The sequence below is a fragment of the Pantoea allii genome (assembly GCF_002307475.1).
In the GTDB taxonomy this organism is placed as follows: domain Bacteria; phylum Pseudomonadota; class Gammaproteobacteria; order Enterobacterales; family Enterobacteriaceae; genus Pantoea; species Pantoea allii.
Genome location: NZ_NTMH01000003.1, coordinates 151,129 through 167,560, shown reverse-complemented (window position 1 = coordinate 167,560; position 16,432 = coordinate 151,129). Strand labels below are relative to the sequence as shown.

At 51.7% G+C, this 16,432-nt stretch carries 14 protein-coding genes and 2 pseudogenes; 7 read left to right on the top strand and 9 right to left on the bottom strand.

The window, feature by feature from the left end:
• The first annotated feature begins 7 nt into the window (after positions 1 to 7).
• The 4 genes from CMR03_RS01600 (at position 8) to CMR03_RS01590 (ending at position 3,250) form a co-directional block, all read left to right on the top strand.
• A complete protein-coding gene (locus tag CMR03_RS01600; protein ID WP_063879721.1) occupies positions 8 to 1,495 on the top strand; it encodes a carboxypeptidase M32 in 1,488 nt (495 codons plus the stop codon).
• Positions 1,496 to 1,663: 168 nt separating this feature from the next.
• A complete protein-coding gene (gene asr / locus CMR03_RS01595; protein ID WP_013025879.1) occupies positions 1,664 to 2,161 on the top strand; it encodes an acid resistance repetitive basic protein Asr in 498 nt (165 codons plus the stop codon).
• 83 nt (positions 2,162 to 2,244) lie between these two features.
• The gene (ydgU, locus tag CMR03_RS25970) at positions 2,245 to 2,325 is read left to right on the top strand and encodes a small membrane protein YdgU (protein WP_013025881.1); all 81 of its coding nucleotides are present in this window, start codon (positions 2,245 to 2,247) and stop codon (positions 2,323 to 2,325) included.
• Positions 2,326 to 2,440: 115 nt separating this feature from the next.
• Positions 2,441 to 3,250 (top strand): trypsin-like serine peptidase, encoded by an 810-nt coding sequence (locus CMR03_RS01590; protein WP_096010555.1) that lies wholly within the window; start codon positions 2,441 to 2,443, stop codon positions 3,248 to 3,250.
• 94 nt (positions 3,251 to 3,344) lie between these two features.
• On the opposite strand, the gene hrpA is transcribed toward CMR03_RS01590, so the two are convergent.
• Entirely contained in the window at positions 3,345 to 7,244 is a 3,900-nt protein-coding gene (gene hrpA, locus CMR03_RS01585) for an ATP-dependent RNA helicase HrpA (protein ID WP_096010554.1), read from the bottom strand.
• A 247-nt stretch (positions 7,245 to 7,491) separates the two neighbouring features.
• Here hrpA and azoR point away from each other — a divergent pair, with 247 nt between their 5' ends.
• The gene (azoR, locus tag CMR03_RS01580; RefSeq protein ID WP_063879724.1) at positions 7,492 to 8,091 is read left to right on the top strand and encodes an FMN-dependent NADH-azoreductase; all 600 of its coding nucleotides are present in this window, start codon (positions 7,492 to 7,494) and stop codon (positions 8,089 to 8,091) included.
• Positions 8,092 to 8,162: 71 nt separating this feature from the next.
• On the opposite strand, the gene CMR03_RS01575 is transcribed toward azoR, so the two are convergent.
• Genes CMR03_RS01575 through CMR03_RS01565 form a run of 3 tightly spaced genes read right to left on the bottom strand, consistent with a single transcriptional unit; the run spans position 8,163 to position 11,301 of the window.
• Positions 8,163 to 8,483 (bottom strand): YdbL family probable chaperone protein, encoded by a 321-nt coding sequence (locus CMR03_RS01575; RefSeq protein ID WP_096010553.1) that lies wholly within the window; start codon positions 8,481 to 8,483, stop codon positions 8,163 to 8,165.
• 11 nt (positions 8,484 to 8,494) lie between these two features.
• A complete protein-coding gene (locus tag CMR03_RS01570; protein WP_063879726.1) occupies positions 8,495 to 8,683 on the bottom strand; it encodes a YnbE family lipoprotein in 189 nt (62 codons plus the stop codon).
• Positions 8,680 to 11,301 (bottom strand): YdbH family protein, encoded by a 2,622-nt coding sequence (locus CMR03_RS01565; RefSeq protein WP_164484310.1) that lies wholly within the window; start codon positions 11,299 to 11,301, stop codon positions 8,680 to 8,682. Before CMR03_RS01565 ends, CMR03_RS01570 begins: the two co-directional genes overlap by 4 nt.
• A 155-nt stretch (positions 11,302 to 11,456) precedes the next feature.
• Here CMR03_RS01565 and CMR03_RS01560 point away from each other — a divergent pair, with 155 nt between their 5' ends.
• Positions 11,457 to 12,449, top strand: coding sequence for a 2-hydroxyacid dehydrogenase (locus tag CMR03_RS01560; RefSeq protein ID WP_096010552.1), 993 nt, complete (start codon positions 11,457 to 11,459; stop codon positions 12,447 to 12,449).
• A gap of 33 nt (positions 12,450 to 12,482) precedes the next feature.
• On the opposite strand, the gene CMR03_RS01555 is transcribed toward CMR03_RS01560, so the two are convergent.
• Positions 12,483 to 12,758, bottom strand: a complete 276-nt coding sequence (locus CMR03_RS01555; protein ID WP_063879729.1) for a putative hemolysin — start codon at positions 12,756 to 12,758, stop codon at positions 12,483 to 12,485.
• A 182-nt stretch (positions 12,759 to 12,940) separates the two neighbouring features.
• Here CMR03_RS01555 and CMR03_RS01550 point away from each other — a divergent pair, with 182 nt between their 5' ends.
• A complete protein-coding gene (locus CMR03_RS01550; RefSeq protein ID WP_063879730.1) occupies positions 12,941 to 13,597 on the top strand; it encodes an MgtC/SapB family protein in 657 nt (218 codons plus the stop codon).
• Positions 13,598 to 14,234: 637 nt separating this feature from the next.
• Here the strand turns inward: CMR03_RS01550 and CMR03_RS01540 are convergent.
• The 4 genes and pseudogenes from CMR03_RS01540 to CMR03_RS01530 form a co-directional block, all read right to left on the bottom strand.
• A complete protein-coding gene (locus tag CMR03_RS01540; RefSeq protein WP_096010550.1) occupies positions 14,235 to 15,065 on the bottom strand; it encodes a glycosyltransferase in 831 nt (276 codons plus the stop codon).
• Positions 15,066 to 15,798: 733 nt separating this feature from the next.
• A pseudogene (locus CMR03_RS25830) lies at positions 15,799 to 15,897 on the bottom strand (hypothetical protein); the annotation flags it as partial.
• Positions 15,876 to 16,076, bottom strand: a pseudogene (locus CMR03_RS01535) (Y-family DNA polymerase); the annotation flags it as partial. The pseudogenes CMR03_RS01535 and CMR03_RS25830, both read right to left, overlap by 22 nt.
• Complete coding sequence (locus CMR03_RS01530) at positions 15,992 to 16,291, bottom strand: DNA polymerase V (RefSeq protein ID WP_371874679.1); 300 nt, start codon at positions 16,289 to 16,291, stop codon at positions 15,992 to 15,994. The pseudogene CMR03_RS01535 and the gene CMR03_RS01530, both read right to left, overlap by 85 nt.
• Positions 16,292 to 16,432: the final 141 nt, after the last annotated feature.

The following is a 16,432-nucleotide window of genomic DNA, read 5'->3' as shown; positions in this document are numbered from 1 at the left end:
GCTTTGTGTGACTTCAGCTTATCAACAACTTTGTGCCACTTTTCAGCGCCTGTCGCGCTTCAGTCACGTCAGCGCCATCGCCGGATGGGATATGCAAACCATGATGCCCGCCGGTGGCAGCGCCGCACGTGGCGAAGCGCTGGCAGAGATGAGTGTTTTGCAACACCAGATTCTGACGGACAAACGTCTGGGCGAGTGGCTGGAACAGGCCGAGCAGCAACCGCTGAATGATGTAGAGCGCGCCAACCTGTTTGAGATGCGTCGCGCCTGGACGCAGGCCACCTTGCTGCCCGCTGAACTGGTCGAGGCGAAATCCATCGCCGGTTCCCGTTGCGAACATGCCTGGCGCAGCCAGCGTCCGGCGAATGACTGGCAGGGTTTTGCCCCGAATTTAAAAGAGGTGGTGCGCTTAAGCCGTGAAGAAGCGCAGCTACGCGCGCAGGCCAATGGCTGTTCCCGTTATGATGCCCTGCTTGACGTGTTTGAGCCGGGGATGACCAGCGCCCGGCTGGATGAAACCTTTGGGCAGTTAAAAACCTGGTTGCCCCAGCTGTTACAACAGGTCGTGGAAAAACAGGCGCAGCAGCCGGTGGTAAAACCTCAGGGACCGTTCGCTATTGATGCGCAGCGCGAGCTGGGGCTTAGCATTATGGCGGAGCTGGGATTCGATTTTAACCATGGTCGGCTCGATATCAGCGCACATCCGTTCTGCGGCGGTGTACCGGAAGATGTGCGCATTACTACGCGTTACAATCAGGATGAGTTCCTGAGCGCGATGATGGGTGTGATTCATGAAACAGGTCATGCCCGTTACGAGCAAAACCTGCCAAAACAGTGGCGTGGCCAGCCGGTCGCGCTGGCGCGATCCACGGCGATCCACGAGTCGCAGAGCCTGTTTATGGAAATGCAGCTGGGCCGCAGCAGCCAGTTCCTGCAGCGCATCCTGCCGCAGGTTATCAGCAAAATGGGTGACCAGCCGGCACTGCAGGCCGATAACTTCGTGCGCCTGACTCAACAGGTTAAACCCGGTTTAATACGCGTTGATGCTGACGAACTCAGCTACCCCGCGCACGTTATTCTGCGTTATGAAATCGAACGTGCCTTGATCGAAGGCGATATTGAGGTTGAGGATATTCCCGCCCTGTGGGATGAGAAGATGCAACAGTCCCTTGGTATTGATACGCGCGGAAACTATCGCAACGGCTGTATGCAGGATATTCACTGGACTGACGGTGCATTTGGCTATTTCCCGACCTACACGTTAGGCGCGATGTACGCCGCACAGCTGTTTCAGGCCTTGCAAAAAGCCATTCCGCAGTCGGCCGAGCTGATTCAACATGGCGAGTTACAGCCCATCTTTAACTGGCTGCAACAGAATATCTGGCAACACGGTAGCCGGTTCTCTACCGAGCAGTTGATGCTTAACGCCACGGGCGAAGCGCTTAATCCGCACTATTTCCGCAAACATCTTGAGCAGCGTTACCTGAACAGTTAAGGTAGCAGGCGACCTGAGGGTCGCCTTTCTCTGTCCCCTTCCACATGTTGTACAATCGGTTACACGGCGATACCAATGACCCACGGACGCGCTGATTATTTTCTCATATAGTCATTTCACCGGCCCCGCAGTGGGCTACACATGAAAAAATAGTCCGAGGGTTTTGCAATGAAAAAATTATTTGCACTGGTAATCGCCGCTGCTATGGGTCTGTCTTCAGTTGCTTTCGCTGCCGAGACAACTGCTGCTCCAGCAGCAGCTGCAACCACTACTACTACCGCTGCACCTGCTAAAACTGAACACAAAGCTGCTGCTCACAAGAAGCATCACAAAGCTGCACAGAAAGCACAGGCTGCTAAGAAGAAAGCCGTTAAGAAAGACACCGCGCAGAAAGCTCAGGCTGCTAAAAAGAAAGTAGCTAAGAAAGATACCGCTCAGAAAGCGCAGGCTGCTAAAAAACACCATAAAGCTAAACCAGCTCAGAAAGCCCAGGCTGCTAAAAAGCACCACAAAGCTAAACCAGCCCAGAAAGCTCAGGCTGCTAAAAAACACCACAAAGCTAAAGCAGCCCAGAAAGCTCAGGCCGCTAAAAAACACCACAAAGCTAAACCAGCTCAGAAAGCCCAGGCTGCTAAAAAACACCACAAAAAAGCCGCTAAAAAATAAGGCTACCCCTTCGGGTTCCGAGTAAGCGTTAATCATTAAAAACACCCGGTTCTGCCGGGTGTTTCTTTACTGGAGTGGCTAATATGGTCCGTCGCTATCGCTTCGAAATTATTCTGATTGTGATGATCTTATGTGGCGTTATCGCGGCCAGTTTTTTTATTTAGTCGCTGTAGCGTACTGATTAACTGAAAAAACTCCCTTTTTTACCGCTCACTGACTATAGTTATGTCACTTCAGCTATAACAAAAACGTTTTCTTTTTCTCGCTATTGAGAGTTCTATGCGCCTGGCTACCCTGTTAATCGTTGGACTTTTCAGTTTCACCGCTTGTGTTCATGCCGATGATGATGACGACTCGCCGACGCCTGCCGAAATAAAAATGCTGTTTTTCGGTAAAGATCACCGTCAGGCAATTACCGACGTCAGTTCCGCGCCCTGGGATGCGATAGGCCAACTGGAAACCGAAAGCGGTAACCTGTGCACCGCCACGCTGATCTCTCCCCATCTGGCCCTGACGGCGGGTCACTGTTTACTGACGCCACCGGGCAAGTTTGATAAGCCGGTTGCGCTGCGTTTTATGTCCACCAAAAAAGGGTGGCGCTACGAAATTCATGATATTGATGCCCGCGTTGAACCCTCTTTGGTTAACAAACTGAAGGCCGATGGCGAGGGATGGATCGTGCCCAGCAGCGCGGCACCGTTCGACTACGGTCTGGTTATTCTGCGTAATCCGCCCTCAGCCATCACCCCTATTCCCCTGTTTGACGGTTCACGCAGTGACTTAACGGAAGCGCTGAAAGACGCTGGACGTAAAGTCACGCAGGCTGGCTATCCGGCCGATCATCTGGACACCTTGTATTCGCATAGCGACTGCCTGATAACAGGTTGGGCGCAACGCGCCGTATTATCGCACCAGTGTGATACCTTGCCAGGCGACAGCGGTTCGCCTTTACTGTTGAAAGGCGATAAAGGCTGGCAGCTCATTGCCGTACAGAGTTCGGCACCGGCAGCAAAAGACCGCTATCTTGCCGACAACCGGGCCATTGCCGTGACCTCGTTTAAAGACCGGCTTGAAGCGCTGGCCCAGTAGCTTGCCTGAGGGGTTACACGCTCTGAACGCATAAAAAAGCCCGCATCCATCAAGGTGCGGGCTTTTTTTCGCTCATCACATCAGGCATCAATGGCTACCCTGCAATTTGCTCCATCGCCTGTAAGATACGTTTATCCGAGATCGGATAAGGCGTGCCAAGCTGCTGAGCAAACTGGCTGATACGTAACTCTTCTATCATCCAACGGATATGCTGCACGTCTTCATCATCCTGACGCTGTGGCGGCAGTTTGTTACGCCAGGCCTGCCATGCTTGCTCAATGGCCTGCACTTTGAGCATACGGGCACGATCGCTGTGAGGATCGACCGGCACCTTCTCCAGCCGACGCTCAATGCCCTGTAAATAACGTAACGTATCTGCCAGATGCTGCCAGCCGTTCTGGGTGACAAAACCCCGGTAAACCAAGCCATTCATCTGCGCTTTAATATCCGACAACGCCAGTGCCAGCGTCATATCAACGCGTCCTTTAAGACGCTTATTGATGTTAAACACCGCTGTAAGAATCTGCTCAACCTGCTTCGCAATCGCGACCACGGTGTCATTCAGCTCGGCGCGCACTTTCTCACGCAGCGCTTCAAACTGCGTTTGTTCCCATGCCGGACCACCGGCCTCTGCGATTAACTTATCCACGCCGCAGGCGATGCAGTCATCGATCAACTCCATCACCTTGCCGTAAGGGTTAAAATACAGCCCCAGTTTGGCTTTGTTGGGTAATTTTTCGTGCAGATACTTCACTGGTGACGGGATATTCAGTAACAGTAAACGACGCTGACCGCGCCACATCATTTTCTGCTGCTCATGCTCACTGTCAAACAAACGGATGCCGACGCTGTCCTTCTCGTCCACCAGGGCTGGCCAGGCTTTAACCTGATAGTTGCCGCGTTTTTGCTCGTAACTCCGGGGTAAATCGCCGAAGCTCCAGAGATGTAAACCGCTCTGCTCCAGGCCATCGTCCGCCACCTGGGACAGCGTTTCCTGTACCTTGCCTTTTAACAGCACTTTCAGCGCGGCCAGATCTTTACCTTCCTGCAGTTTGCGGTTGTGTTCATCGACAACACGAAACGTCATTTTCAGATGATCGGGCACCTGTTCCCATTGCCAGTTGTCCCGTTCCAGCGTCACGCCGGTCATCCGGCGGAATTCCCGCGACAGCGCATCGAGCAATGGCATCTCCATTGCAGTAACCCGGCCTAAGAAGGCTTCAGCATAGTTAGGTGCAGGCACCAGGTTGCGCCGCAGCGGCTTAGGTAAGGATTTGATCAGTGCGATGATAAGCTCACGCCGCACGCCGGGGATCTGCCACTCAAAGCCGGCTTCATCCACCTGGTTAAGCAGCGGTAACGGAATATGGACCGTGACGCCATCAGCATCCGCGCCCGGCTCAAACTGGTAACTCAGTTTAAGTTTGAGGTTTCCCTGATGCCAGACGTTGGGATAATCGAGCTGACTAACCTTATCTGCGCCCTCTTTGATCAGCATCTGCTTGTCAAAATTCAGCAGCTCAGGATTGGTTTTGCTGGCCTGTTTCCACCAGCTATCAAAATGGCGGGCTGAAACAACGTCTTTGCCAATGCGCTGGTCGTAGAACGCAAACAGAGTTTCGTCATCCACCAGGATATCGCGGCGACGGGATTTATGTTCCAGATCCTCGACTTCACTGCGCAGTTTCTGATTGGCACGGAAGAATGCGTGGCGCGTTTGCCAGTCGCCTTCAACCAACGCATGGCGAATAAACAGCTCGCGGCTGAGGGTCGGATCGATGGTGCCGTAGTTCACCTTGCGCGCGGCCACAATCGGCAAACCGTACAGGGTAACCTTTTCGCTGGCCATAACGGCGCCCTGCGATTTCTCCCAGTGGGGTTCACTGTAGCTGCGTTTAATCAGGTGCTGAGCCAGCGGCTCAATCCACTCGGGATCGATACGCGCCGCGATGCGGCCCCAGAGGCGGCTGGTTTCAACCAGTTCTGCCACCATTGTCCACTTAGGCGGCTTTTTAAACAGACCGGACCCTGGGAAGATGGCAAAGCGAGCATTGCGCGCGCCCGTAAACTCCTGTTTGTCGGCATCTTTCTGACCGATGTGTGACAGCAATCCGGTCAGCAAGGCACAGTGAATCTCTCTGTACTCCGCTGGCTCGCTGTTAACGGGAATGCCCAGTTCACGCACGACCTGGCGAAGCTGGGTATAAATATCCTGCCATTCCCGTACCCGCAGATAGTTTAAAAAGTCTGTTTTGCACTGGCGACGGAATACGTTACCGGACAGCGCTTTTTGCTGCTCGCCGAGGTAGTTCCACAGATTCACAAACCCGACAAAATCTGACTCTTTATCCGCAAAGCGACGGTGTTTTTCATCCGAGGCCTGCTTCTTGTCTGCGGGACGTTCGCGGGGGTCCTGAATGGATAAACCAGCGACGATAATCATCACTTCCCGGACGCAGCCATACTGCTGCGCGGCCAGCACCATGCGTGCCAGGCGCGGGTCCACGGGCAACTGCGCCAGCTGGCGGCCCGATCCGGTAAGCTTATACTGCCCGTCGTCACTGAGGGTTAATGCTCCCAGTTCCTCCAGCAGCCTTACGCCGTCCTGGATGTGACGTTTATCCGGCGCTTCCACAAACGGGAAAGCGGCGATATCACCCAGCCCCAGCGCCGTCATCTGCAAAATAACGGACGCCAGATTGGTGCGCAGAATTTCAGGATCGGTAAATGCCGGGCGGCTGAGAAAATCATCTTCGGCGTAAAGCCGGATACAGATCCCTTCGGATACGCGCCCGCACCGTCCTTTACGCTGGTTAGCCGATGCCTGAGAAATCGGCTCTATCGGCAAACGCTGGACTTTTGTCCGGTAGCTGTAGCGGCTAATACGCGCGGTGCCGGGATCGATAACGTATTTAATTCCCGGTACGGTGAGCGAGGTTTCGGCGACATTGGTCGCCAGCACAATACGCCGCCCGCTGTGCGACTGAAACACCCGGTTCTGCTCGCTGTTAGAAAGACGGGCATACAGCGGCAACACTTCGGTATGGGGCAGATCGCGCTTCATCAGCGCGTCGGCGGTATCACGGATTTCACGCTCCCCGCTCATAAAAATCAGGATGTCACCCCGGCTTTCACGCCCAAGCTCATCCACCGCATCGAAGATAGCCTGAAGCTGATCGCGGTCAACATCTTCAGCCTCTTCTACTACCGGGCGATAACGCACTTCTACCGGATAGGTGCGGCCCGACACCTCAATCACCGGCGCGTTATTAAAATGCCGCGAGAAGCGCTGTGGATCGATGGTCGCTGAGGTGATGATAACTTTGAGATCGGGACGACGGGGCAACAATTCACGCAAATAGCCCAGCAGGAAGTCGATATTCAGGCTGCGTTCATGGGCTTCATCAATGATGATGGTGTCATATTGCATCAGCAACCGGTCCTGCTGGATCTCCGCCAGCAGGATGCCGTCTGTCATGAGTTTAATCTGGGTGGTTTCGCTGACCTGGTCGTTAAAACGCACCTTGTAACCCACACAGCCACCGAGCGACGTTTCGAGCTCGTCGGCGATGCGGTTGGCAACGGTTCGTGCCGCCAGCCGACGCGGTTGGGTATGACCGATTAAACCGGTAATACCGCGCCCCAGCGTCAGGCAAATTTTCGGTAACTGGGTGGTTTTACCCGAGCCGGTTTCACCCGCCACGATGACCACCTGATGGTCACGAATCGCGTCAGCGATGGCCTGCTGCTTCTGGCTGACCGGCAGGTTTTCCGGAAACGTAATACGCGGCGTCGCCGCAACACGATGTGTCACACGCTGTTCTGCAGCGATGATATCCTGCTCTAGCTCGGCAGCAAGACTTTGCTGTGCCTCAGGATTTTTGATTTTTTTAGCGCCGTGTAGCCGACGCTGTAAGCGTTGACGGTCGCGCAGCATTAACCCATCAAGCCGCGACCAGAGCGGCGTTAATGGCGATGAAACCGGAGAAGACATAGTGATGACGTACCCTACTCAGACGGGGTGGACTCAGCGCACGGCGCTAAGATAACCGGCTGATTAACGATAATAATTGCGCCTAGCATAGCACATTCCCTTTCGCGTCGTGGCCGTCGGCAAAACCAGCTTGTTCAATTAATTCGAATATAGCTCTCGAAATATTGCGCTTTCACCCTCGGCCTGATGTTTGTAGAGTGTAAATCATTGAGCGGAAAGCCTTCCGCATAACAGACAGGAAACTACCATGAGCAAAGTATTAGTTCTGAAATCAAGCATTCTTGCGGGTTATTCTCAGTCAAGCCAGCTGGCTGACTTCTACATTGAGCAGGCTCAGGCTAAAGGCGACCAGATCACCGTTCGCGATCTGGCAGCAAACCCGGTTCCGGTACTCGACGGTGAGTTAGTCGGTGCGTTACGCCCTTCTGATGCCCCACTGTCACCCCGCCAGCAGGATGCACTGGCGCTGTCTGATGAACTGATTGCAGAACTGCAGGCGCACGACGTCGTAGTGATTGCAGCCCCGATGTACAACTTCAACATTCCTACCCAGCTGAAAAACTATTTCGATCTGATCGCCCGTGCTGGCGTTACGTTCCGTTATACCGAAGCGGGCCCTGAAGGCCTGGTGAAAGGTAAGCGTGCTGTGATTCTGTCCAGCCGTGGCGGTATTCACAAAGACACCGCATCTGACCTGCTGACCCCTTACGTTAAGCTGTTCCTGGGCTTTATCGGTATCACCGATGTCGAGTTCGTGTTTGCTGAAGGCATCGCTTACGGCCCTGAAGTCGCCACCAAAGCAACCAGCGAAGCCAAAGACGCGATTAAGCAGATCGTCACGGCGTAATTATGCTGTTTTGATCCAGAACCGGGCACCCGCCCGGTTTTTTTATGCCTGAAATGTATCGCCCGGCCAGGTTATTTCTTCAGCCATTGACCGTTAATGCCGCGCACGTATTCACCCGCAGCCGCACGCGTGACCAGCTTTTGTCCCGCAATTCGGGCCACGTCGTCTGTTTTCAGGTTGTTCTGCTCGGCAAGACGTTGGTACTCGGCGTTTCGTCCGTCATTAATGCGTTTAACCAGCGCCAGCGTTTCACTGTCGTCTGATCGCGGCGCAATATAGCCCGACAGGGTTTCGCCCACCCGACCTGACTGACGCGCCTCATCAAGCGTTAAAGCCCAGGCGGGCTGGCTCATCGTCGTCGCCAGTAAAAGTGCAATACCGATGCGTTTCATGCTGGCTCTCCTCAGAACAGGCCGCTCTGATTTTTCAGTAAGGCTTCGACATCCTTGTCTACTTTAATGTGGATCTCATGCTCAATTTTCACATTCATATTAATGGTGATGGGCTCTTTCGGTGCGGTCACTTCAATGCGCGGCACGCAACCCGTTAGCGGTAGCCAGGCTACCATCAGCAGTACAGCCCTGAGGCTCATGGTGATTGATCCTTTTTCGACGGCAAGGTGGCATTTTGCTCCACCCAGGATTGCAAATTATCGCCAAAACGCAGGCTGCGCCACAGCTGGAACAGGTTTTCCTGATGACGATAGTTTAAATTCACGGTCTGAGTGCGATTACTGAAACGGCTGGTGCCTTTCACTTGCGACTCCATGGTTAGCTCCCCGAGATTATCCAGATTAAGGGTGGCCCACGAACGCGAAATCTCCATATAGCGCAGCCAGTCCATTGCCGCACCAGCGGCGATGTTATTCCGGGTAATGGCATCGGCCATGTCTTTATCCAGGCGGAAGGTTAGTGGCCCGCTGTTGGCTATCCAGCCGTTTTCAACGATCCAGCGAGGATTGTTGATCCACAGCGGTAATTCGCCGTTCACGCTTCCTGACATGGCAAACTGTTTGGGATCAATAGCACTGACAAGCTTGCTCAGGCTGATGTTTCGCAGCGAAACGCGCGCCGGGCTGTGCTGCGGCAGCCGTAATGACGGCATCGTGATCTGGCCGTCCAGCAGATCCATGCTGACATCCTGTAACCATAGCGGATCGCTTTCACGCCAAGGATAAGCACCTTGTAAATCGACCCGAATATTCTGCATGGCAAACTGGTTTTTGACTTCAGCGATACGTAATGAAACCGGCCCGCGACGTCCAAAATGCCACTGCTGATGTTGTAGACGGAAAGGCAGGGAAAAATCGATACCGTTGACCTGGCTGTCGGGTGTCCAGACGCTGCCGTTTTTCACGGTCCAGTGTCCGCCAGCCTGAAAGCCCTGCTTAGCCGCGGCAGAAAATGCTACCTGGGCGCGCAACTCACCTGACTGAATCTTCATTTTCAGTTCAGGACTGAGCAGCGGCTGGAACACCGTCAGCGACTGAGTTGGCCACCAGGCCTGTCCACGTAAACGCTCGCCGTCCCAGCGACCGTTAACACGCACCGGTCCGACCTTGCCCGCTTTCAGCTGTCCGCCCCAGACGAAATGACCTGGATCGCGGCCTGTTGCCGCAAAGTCGAGGGTGGAATCTGCCAGCCAGCCGCCGTAGCTAAAGCGCGTTTCCCCTGCCTGCATCTGGAACTTACCGTTAAATGATGGATGGCGCTCATCACGCTGCCAGTTGACCGGTGCCGTCAGCGTTAAGCGGGGCTTTTCAACCCGAACACCACCGTATTCAAGTTGGTTAAACCCTGTAGACAAGCGATCAAGATGAATCAGCGTATCGCGCCAGCCGCCGGTGCCGTTCACATCCCACCTCGCCTGCAAGGGGCGCATTTCGCCCTCACCCCAATAGCGCCAGTTCCACACACCCGAATCGGGCCAAAAGTTATGCGCGCCACCATCAAGATGCAGAGTAAACCGGCCAAAGCTGGGATCGTGGGCACGCAGAATTGCCTGCAGGCGTCCGGAGATCCCTTGTGAGGATAAACGTATACCTGCCAGCGGCCAGCGCGCTTCATCGACTTCCAGCGTGGAGAGTAAACGCCCGCGCAGGCGTAAAAGCGCTTTGGGTTTTACCGTCAGTTGCGGGTTGAGTAACGAGCCGTTCAGCTCGCCAGGAATAGTGCCAAAAAGCTGCATCGCAGAGAATTTGCTTTCACCCGTCAGCTGTAAAGGTAGTTGGCTTTGCGTGAGGCTGAGATGGCCCGGCCCTATTCCCAGTACCACATTACCTTTGCCGCCGCGTCCCTGGGTTAACATATTAAGACGCCCCCTGATCTCGGTGGCATCCAGGCCGGCTTGCCAGTTGTTCAGCGTCAGATTCACAAAGCCAGACAGCGGTTGCGCCGCAAGTGGCCAGTAATATTCCCCGCGTTCAATCGTTATGCGATCGCGGCTGGCCTGCCAGGGAAGATGGAGCAAGGGCTGGTCAGTTCCCGCCGTAGTAATATTGAGCACACCACGCTGATGCTGCCAGCTTAACGCGGCTTGCACCGGCTGTGGAAAAGCCGCCAGCGCCAGCATGCCGGTAATCTCGCCGTTAACGGGTAAGCCGTTGGCATATTCAGGCAGTTCGAAGTGACCATTAAGGCTCAGCGGTTCGGGTAAAGCCGGATGCGTCAAGGTCAGTTGGCTAATATTCAACTGCTGGCCCTGTAAGGTGGCATCGAGCTGCAAGTTGGTGCCGCGGTAGTGCAACTGTTGGCGGGATGAATCCAGCGTCAGATCCAGCCCCCCGGCATAATCTTGCCAGGGAGAGAGCGTGAGTTTGCCAATATGGATGTCAGCGCCCGGTAACATTGCCTGCCACTGGGCCAGCGTTTTGGGCGCGTCCGTCGCATTTTCCGTTTCAGGAAGCCGTTGAAGACATTCGCTCTGTAGCGTCACCTGCTCCGCATTAAGTTGCCAACGCGAGTGCTGCCAGCCAAGGGCCGCGTGATTGACACTTGCCAGACGACAGTCCCCCACCTGGTAATGGATTTGGGGAAACACGACCTGTCCGTTGCGCCAGCGCGGCGCGCCTTCCAGTTCGACGCGCGTGCCGACAGGCAGCCAAATGCCAACCAGACGCGGCAGCCACTGTGTAATGGTCAGCAATAATCCCAGCAGCAACACTATCAGCGCCAGGACAGCGGCGAGACGTCGACGGAAAATCCGCGGCATGAAAACAAGAATCCTTTTTTTTCTCAATATCCTGAGAATAATGATGGCACGTAACGCCGGGAAGGTGAAGGTTTCACCCCCTAAGGTAAACAGGTATCAGCAAAAAGTAACAGAAAACGTTATTCTTGTTGCATCCCCTTTTCAGGAGCACAACGATGAAAATCGCCGTATACAGCACTAAACACTATGACCAGAAGTATCTTGAACAGGTCAACCAACAGTATGGTTTCGAATTGGTCTTCTTTGATTTTTTACTCAGTGAAACCACAGCGAAGACGGCTGTAGACTGTGATGCGGTTTGTATCTTTGTGAATGATGACGGTAGCCGTCCGGTACTGGAAGAGCTGGCCGCGCTTGGCGTCAAATACATTGCACTGCGCTGTGCGGGATTTAATAACGTCGACCTTGATGCCGCTGCGGCGCTGGGACTGCAGGTCGTGCGTGTACCGGCTTATTCCCCGGAAGCCGTCGCCGAACATGCGGTGGGATTGATGATGACGTTAAACCGCCGGATTCATCGCGCTTACCAACGCACCCGCGATGCCAATTTTTCCCTGGATGGCCTGACCGGTTTTAATATGCATAACAAAACCGCCGGAATCATCGGCACCGGCAAAATTGGCATTGCCACTCTGCGCATATTAAAAGGATTCGGCATGCGTTTACTGGCTTTCGATCCCTATCCGAGCGAGCAGGCTTTAGCGCTCGGCGCGGAGTATGTCGATCTGAAAACCCTGTTTGCGGAGTCGCACGTGATAACGCTGCACTGCCCACTCACGCCGGAAAATCACCATTTACTGAATGCGCAGGCTTTTTCACAGATGCGCGATGGCGTGATGATCATCAATACCAGCCGGGGAGGATTAATTGATTCTCAGGCCGCAATTGACGCGCTGAAACAGCAAAAAATTGGTGCGCTCGGCATGGACGTTTATGAAAATGAGCGGGACCTGTTTTTTGAAGATAAATCGAATGATGTGATTCAGGATGATGTTTTCCGCCGTCTGTCAGCCTGTCACAATGTGCTGTTTACCGGCCATCAGGCTTTTCTGACAGCCGAAGCCCTGACCGCGATTTCAGAAACCACGCTGGAAAATATCAGTCAGCTCAACCGGGGAGAATCCTGTCAAAATCAAGTTACCGCCTGACGCGGTGGGCCGGCACCATCCGGCCTGCTTCATTTAGCGTGCGCAGTTGCCACCGATCAACGCCTGCTCGCTGCAGCGACGGCCGTTAACTAACTGGCACATCCCGATGCGCGAACCGTCCAGTTGACTTGAAAACGCCAGGGTACCTCCTGCATTGGCACAGTTTGCCTCTGCCATAGACGACATCACCACGTGTGGCTGAACATGGGCGGCAGTAGCTTGCTGTGGTGGCTCGTTGTCGTCGCTGTTGCTGCTACAGGCAGACAGTAGCAACGCGGCACCAGCCAGCAGAAAAGTAGCGGCTTTCATCAATCAGACTCCGGGAAGGTGAGTTAAAGGCTAAGCAAGAATATGTCAGGCCTGACGCGGGGTCGATAGAAGAAACAGCTTTTTACAAAAAATATGACGGCTAATTGCAAGCAGAATTATCCTGTTATCACACTGTCACGTAACTGCACTTATCTAAGCATGATGATTACCGGAGAAAAACAATGTTAATGGATATGCTGATTCGTATCGCTTTGGCTGGGATTCTGGGCGGTCTGATTGGCCTGGAACGCCAGATGCGCGCCAAAGAAGCCGGATTGCGGACCCACATCCTGGTCGGGATCGGCAGCGCCATGTTTATGCTGGTGTCCAAATATGGCTTTGCGGATATGTTGATAAAAGATCACGTCGCCCTCGATCCCAGCCGCGTCGCGGCACAGGTGGTGAGTGGTATGGGCTTTCTTGGCGCAGGCACCATCCTGATTCAAAAACAGGTGGTAAAAGGCCTGACCACGGCGGCCGGACTGTGGGTTACCGCCGCTATCGGACTGGTAATCGGGAGCGGCATGTATGAGATTGGGATTTACGGTACGGTACTGGCCCTGGTGGTGCTGGAGGTGTTCCGCCGCCTGAGCCATTTATTGATTGGCAAACATCACACGCTGATTGTTTATCTTAAGGCCAAGAGCGTGCCACTGGTCCTGCTGGTAATGCAACGCGAAGGCATTCGCTACGGTAATATTTCGGTGATTAACCGGGATGAAGAAAGCGGCCAGTGTGAATTAAGCGTGCAGGTGACCTTGTCCCGCAAATCCAGCGATGCGCATCTGTATGACAAAATTATGGAAGTTAAAGGCGTGCAGTCGCTGGAAATGATGTAATCGGTGAAGGCTGGCGTCAGATCATTACCCTTGACACCTGTGCAAACAACGTTGAGTGACCCAGCCACATTGACGGGATAACTTTGCTCAGGTGTCGCATAGATTGATAGACTCTGAAAGTACTCATGAGGTTCAATATGTGCGATCTCTGCTGGGCGGACGCAAAACCACTATTCATCGTCGACGTCTGCCACTGTCTGTATATGGAAGCATAGTTGTATTAGGGAAATATGATTTTGAAAAATGCCAGATTCATTAAAAACACTGCGCTGTTTATCGTGTGCTTCTTATTAGCCTTCTGGCTTTCAGCATACAAAATGCCTCTGAACGCGTTAACCCAGACAATAGTCGGCTGGTCATATTCGCACCTTCATGGCCTTATAACAGATACTTATGAAAGCGGATCAGATCCGATTACTTTTGCAACGTTGGTCGCGGTCCTTCTCGTTTATTCATTCATACTCTATGCCGCTTGTAGAAAGCTCATCGCTGTCTTCAAAAGATGATAAAAACTCCAATGACGTAAGCCAAAACGGGGGAGTATGACCAGAGTTTAATCGCACTCCCCCGGAGTGCAACTTAGGCAGACGCTGTTGAGTCATTGCCCGCTTGCCGGGCTTTACTTAGTTATAAAATGTTATCTCGCTAGCGCTTTAAATAAGAAACGAAGCCACCACAACTTTTGCCAGACAACATCTCTTTTAAAATCTGGAGCAGGAATTGATGTCGATTTTACAATGTGCCATGTGAAGTTAAGAAAACATCTACTGTGGCCGTGCTCATAGCCATATGTGCAAACCTCGTAATGTTTCTGGCTGTCTACAGGTGTGTTAGTGCTTAAATCCCTGATAAGTGAATGATATGAATCATTCCTGTCGAGGTTCCGCTCAAGACAAAAATAAGCCTTCGGAAGGTAACGCTGACGTGAACCATGATATTTATGAAATTTTACAAACCTGTAATCCTCAGCGCCATAGTGTCCTGAAAACTCTTCATCATAACCCCAAAAACGCATAAATCTTGCGCGAGAAATAAAGAACAAATTACTGTGGCCTTTGTAAAAACCTCGCTGATTTTTTCGATAAATCTTGTAAAAATTTCGATCTGGATTTTTATGATTGATGAGATAACGGAACGTTTTTTCCGGTAACTCATGATCGAGATCAGTTATTAATACTTTGTCTGATTTGGCATAAGTGACCCCTAAATTTCTTGCGCCACCCTGATTCCACTTAATATCACTGTCTATACACAGCCAGGTCAGATTCAGTCTAAACTCAGGTACTTCATACTTTAAAGGAGAGCAGTCGTCTACTATTACAAACTCTGTGACCTGCAATACTTCTTCAGGCATCTTTTCGTATTTCCTGAGAAGGCTTATTACAGAATCAATATTATCTTGATTGCAATAAAAATGTGTTATGTAAGTAAGTTTTATATGCTGCTTATCTGTTATTCTATTTGCCATATTTGTTTTCAGTTCGTTGCAACAAGGAAGCTAATCAACTTCATATGTATATTACAGCGAAGAAAGATAAAGCAAAAAAAACTAAACTCAATAATTAATCACAGCACCCTGAAAAGAATTAATTACTTGACATAAATTAAGATTGGCTCCAACAAAAAATACTGGATACTGTTAACGCTCACATAACCTTGGTTAAAAATCTTCGCTTATATTAACTTTTTATTTGTGGTTTTTTACTTTAATGAAAGCTGACGGTGTATTGCCCCGCTGTCGCGTTCAAGATCTGACGAAAGGTAATCATCGTTTTGTAGTCACGGAGCATTTTCCTGTATCCCTTTCTTTCTCTGCTGATACCCAGCATCAGCCATCATCTGTATTAATCAATACACATCAATTGTGAGAATTGTAACCTCTATGATGTATAAGTGATTTTTTTTGGTTAAAGCATCTGTGATTGATCGTTTTTACCGATCGTTTTTGCATAATTGATCTGCACATACGATTACACACACAAACTGTAAGCCTATAAGATTGAATGGTTGCTGACACGAGGGAATGTATGATGACTTATATAATTATAATTCTGGCCATTCTTATAGCTGTAGGGATTATATTTTGGTTAAAGGATCGACCAGGCGATAGTCCGCAATATCAGGAAGGCGGCTACGACTAAATCAAATGACTATCAGCCCGTAATACCGGGCTTTTTATTATCCGCAACCGGCAAAGCTGATTCAGTAACTGACCGTGAACCCATAATCTGCTGTTTGGTTGGTGCGAATTCCTCAAGCTCTAAACAGGGTTTGCCGCGCAACTCCCTAACAATTCGTTCTCAAGCTTGAAATATGGTGCACTCATTGAGATTTTTACCGCCTTTGCTTCTGCAGAACGGGCAATTACACACTCATCGTTATGACTCAGTACAGCTATGGGTTTTCTGCGCAGGTCTGGTCTAGATACTGTCTGACAGCTGGCATAAAACGAATTAACGTCAACCAGGGCGAACCACAGTCGCCACCATTAGGGTTGAAAACCTGGAACACCCTTTCCTCACCCGCTAACGTTGAAATATCGCGAAAGGTTGTAGTGTGCGTTTCAATCCATTTGTTTGCAGCGTGTAGCGTGTAAGACCAGTTTAGGCGATCAAGTTCCCGAACAAAATCAATCGTGCTGAGTGTGGAGCGCCCTTTGCAGTCGCGCTTAATAGCCTGGCGAAAAGCAATCATGATTTCGTACTCACGGTGCATTTTTTTGCGCTCCAATTTTATCTGTATATAAATACTGCAATATCAATTCATGATTTTGATCAAGCTTTACGGTTGAGAGATTTGTGGAGCCTATGAATTCCAATAATTTTTAGCGTGAAT

What these genes read in the sequence shown, in the direction of transcription:
- CMR03_RS01530 (WP_371874679.1), bottom strand. Translation starts at nt 16,291, where the DNA reads ATGATTGCTTTTCGCCAGGCTATTAAGCGCGACTGCAAAGGGCGCTCC.
- CMR03_RS01560 (WP_096010552.1), top strand. Translation starts at nt 11,457, where the DNA reads ATGAAAATCGCCGTATACAGCACTAAACACTATGACCAGAAGTATCTT.
- CMR03_RS01565 (WP_164484310.1), bottom strand. Translation starts at nt 11,301, where the DNA reads ATGCCGCGGATTTTCCGTCGACGTCTCGCCGCTGTCCTGGCGCTGATA.
- CMR03_RS01575 (WP_096010553.1), bottom strand. Translation starts at nt 8,483, where the DNA reads ATGAAACGCATCGGTATTGCACTTTTACTGGCGACGACGATGAGCCAG.
- azoR (WP_063879724.1), top strand. Translation starts at nt 7,492, where the DNA reads ATGAGCAAAGTATTAGTTCTGAAATCAAGCATTCTTGCGGGTTATTCT.
- CMR03_RS01540 (WP_096010550.1), bottom strand. Translation starts at nt 15,065, where the DNA reads ATGGCAAATAGAATAACAGATAAGCAGCATATAAAACTTACTTACATA.
- asr (WP_013025879.1), top strand. Translation starts at nt 1,664, where the DNA reads ATGAAAAAATTATTTGCACTGGTAATCGCCGCTGCTATGGGTCTGTCT.
- CMR03_RS01590 (WP_096010555.1), top strand. Translation starts at nt 2,441, where the DNA reads ATGCGCCTGGCTACCCTGTTAATCGTTGGACTTTTCAGTTTCACCGCT.
- ydgU (WP_013025881.1), top strand. Translation starts at nt 2,245, where the DNA reads ATGGTCCGTCGCTATCGCTTCGAAATTATTCTGATTGTGATGATCTTA.
- CMR03_RS01555 (WP_063879729.1), bottom strand. Translation starts at nt 12,758, where the DNA reads ATGAAAGCCGCTACTTTTCTGCTGGCTGGTGCCGCGTTGCTACTGTCT.
- hrpA (WP_096010554.1), bottom strand. Translation starts at nt 7,244, where the DNA reads ATGTCTTCTCCGGTTTCATCGCCATTAACGCCGCTCTGGTCGCGGCTT.
- CMR03_RS01570 (WP_063879726.1), bottom strand. Translation starts at nt 8,683, where the DNA reads ATGAGCCTCAGGGCTGTACTGCTGATGGTAGCCTGGCTACCGCTAACG.
- CMR03_RS01550 (WP_063879730.1), top strand. Translation starts at nt 12,941, where the DNA reads ATGTTAATGGATATGCTGATTCGTATCGCTTTGGCTGGGATTCTGGGC.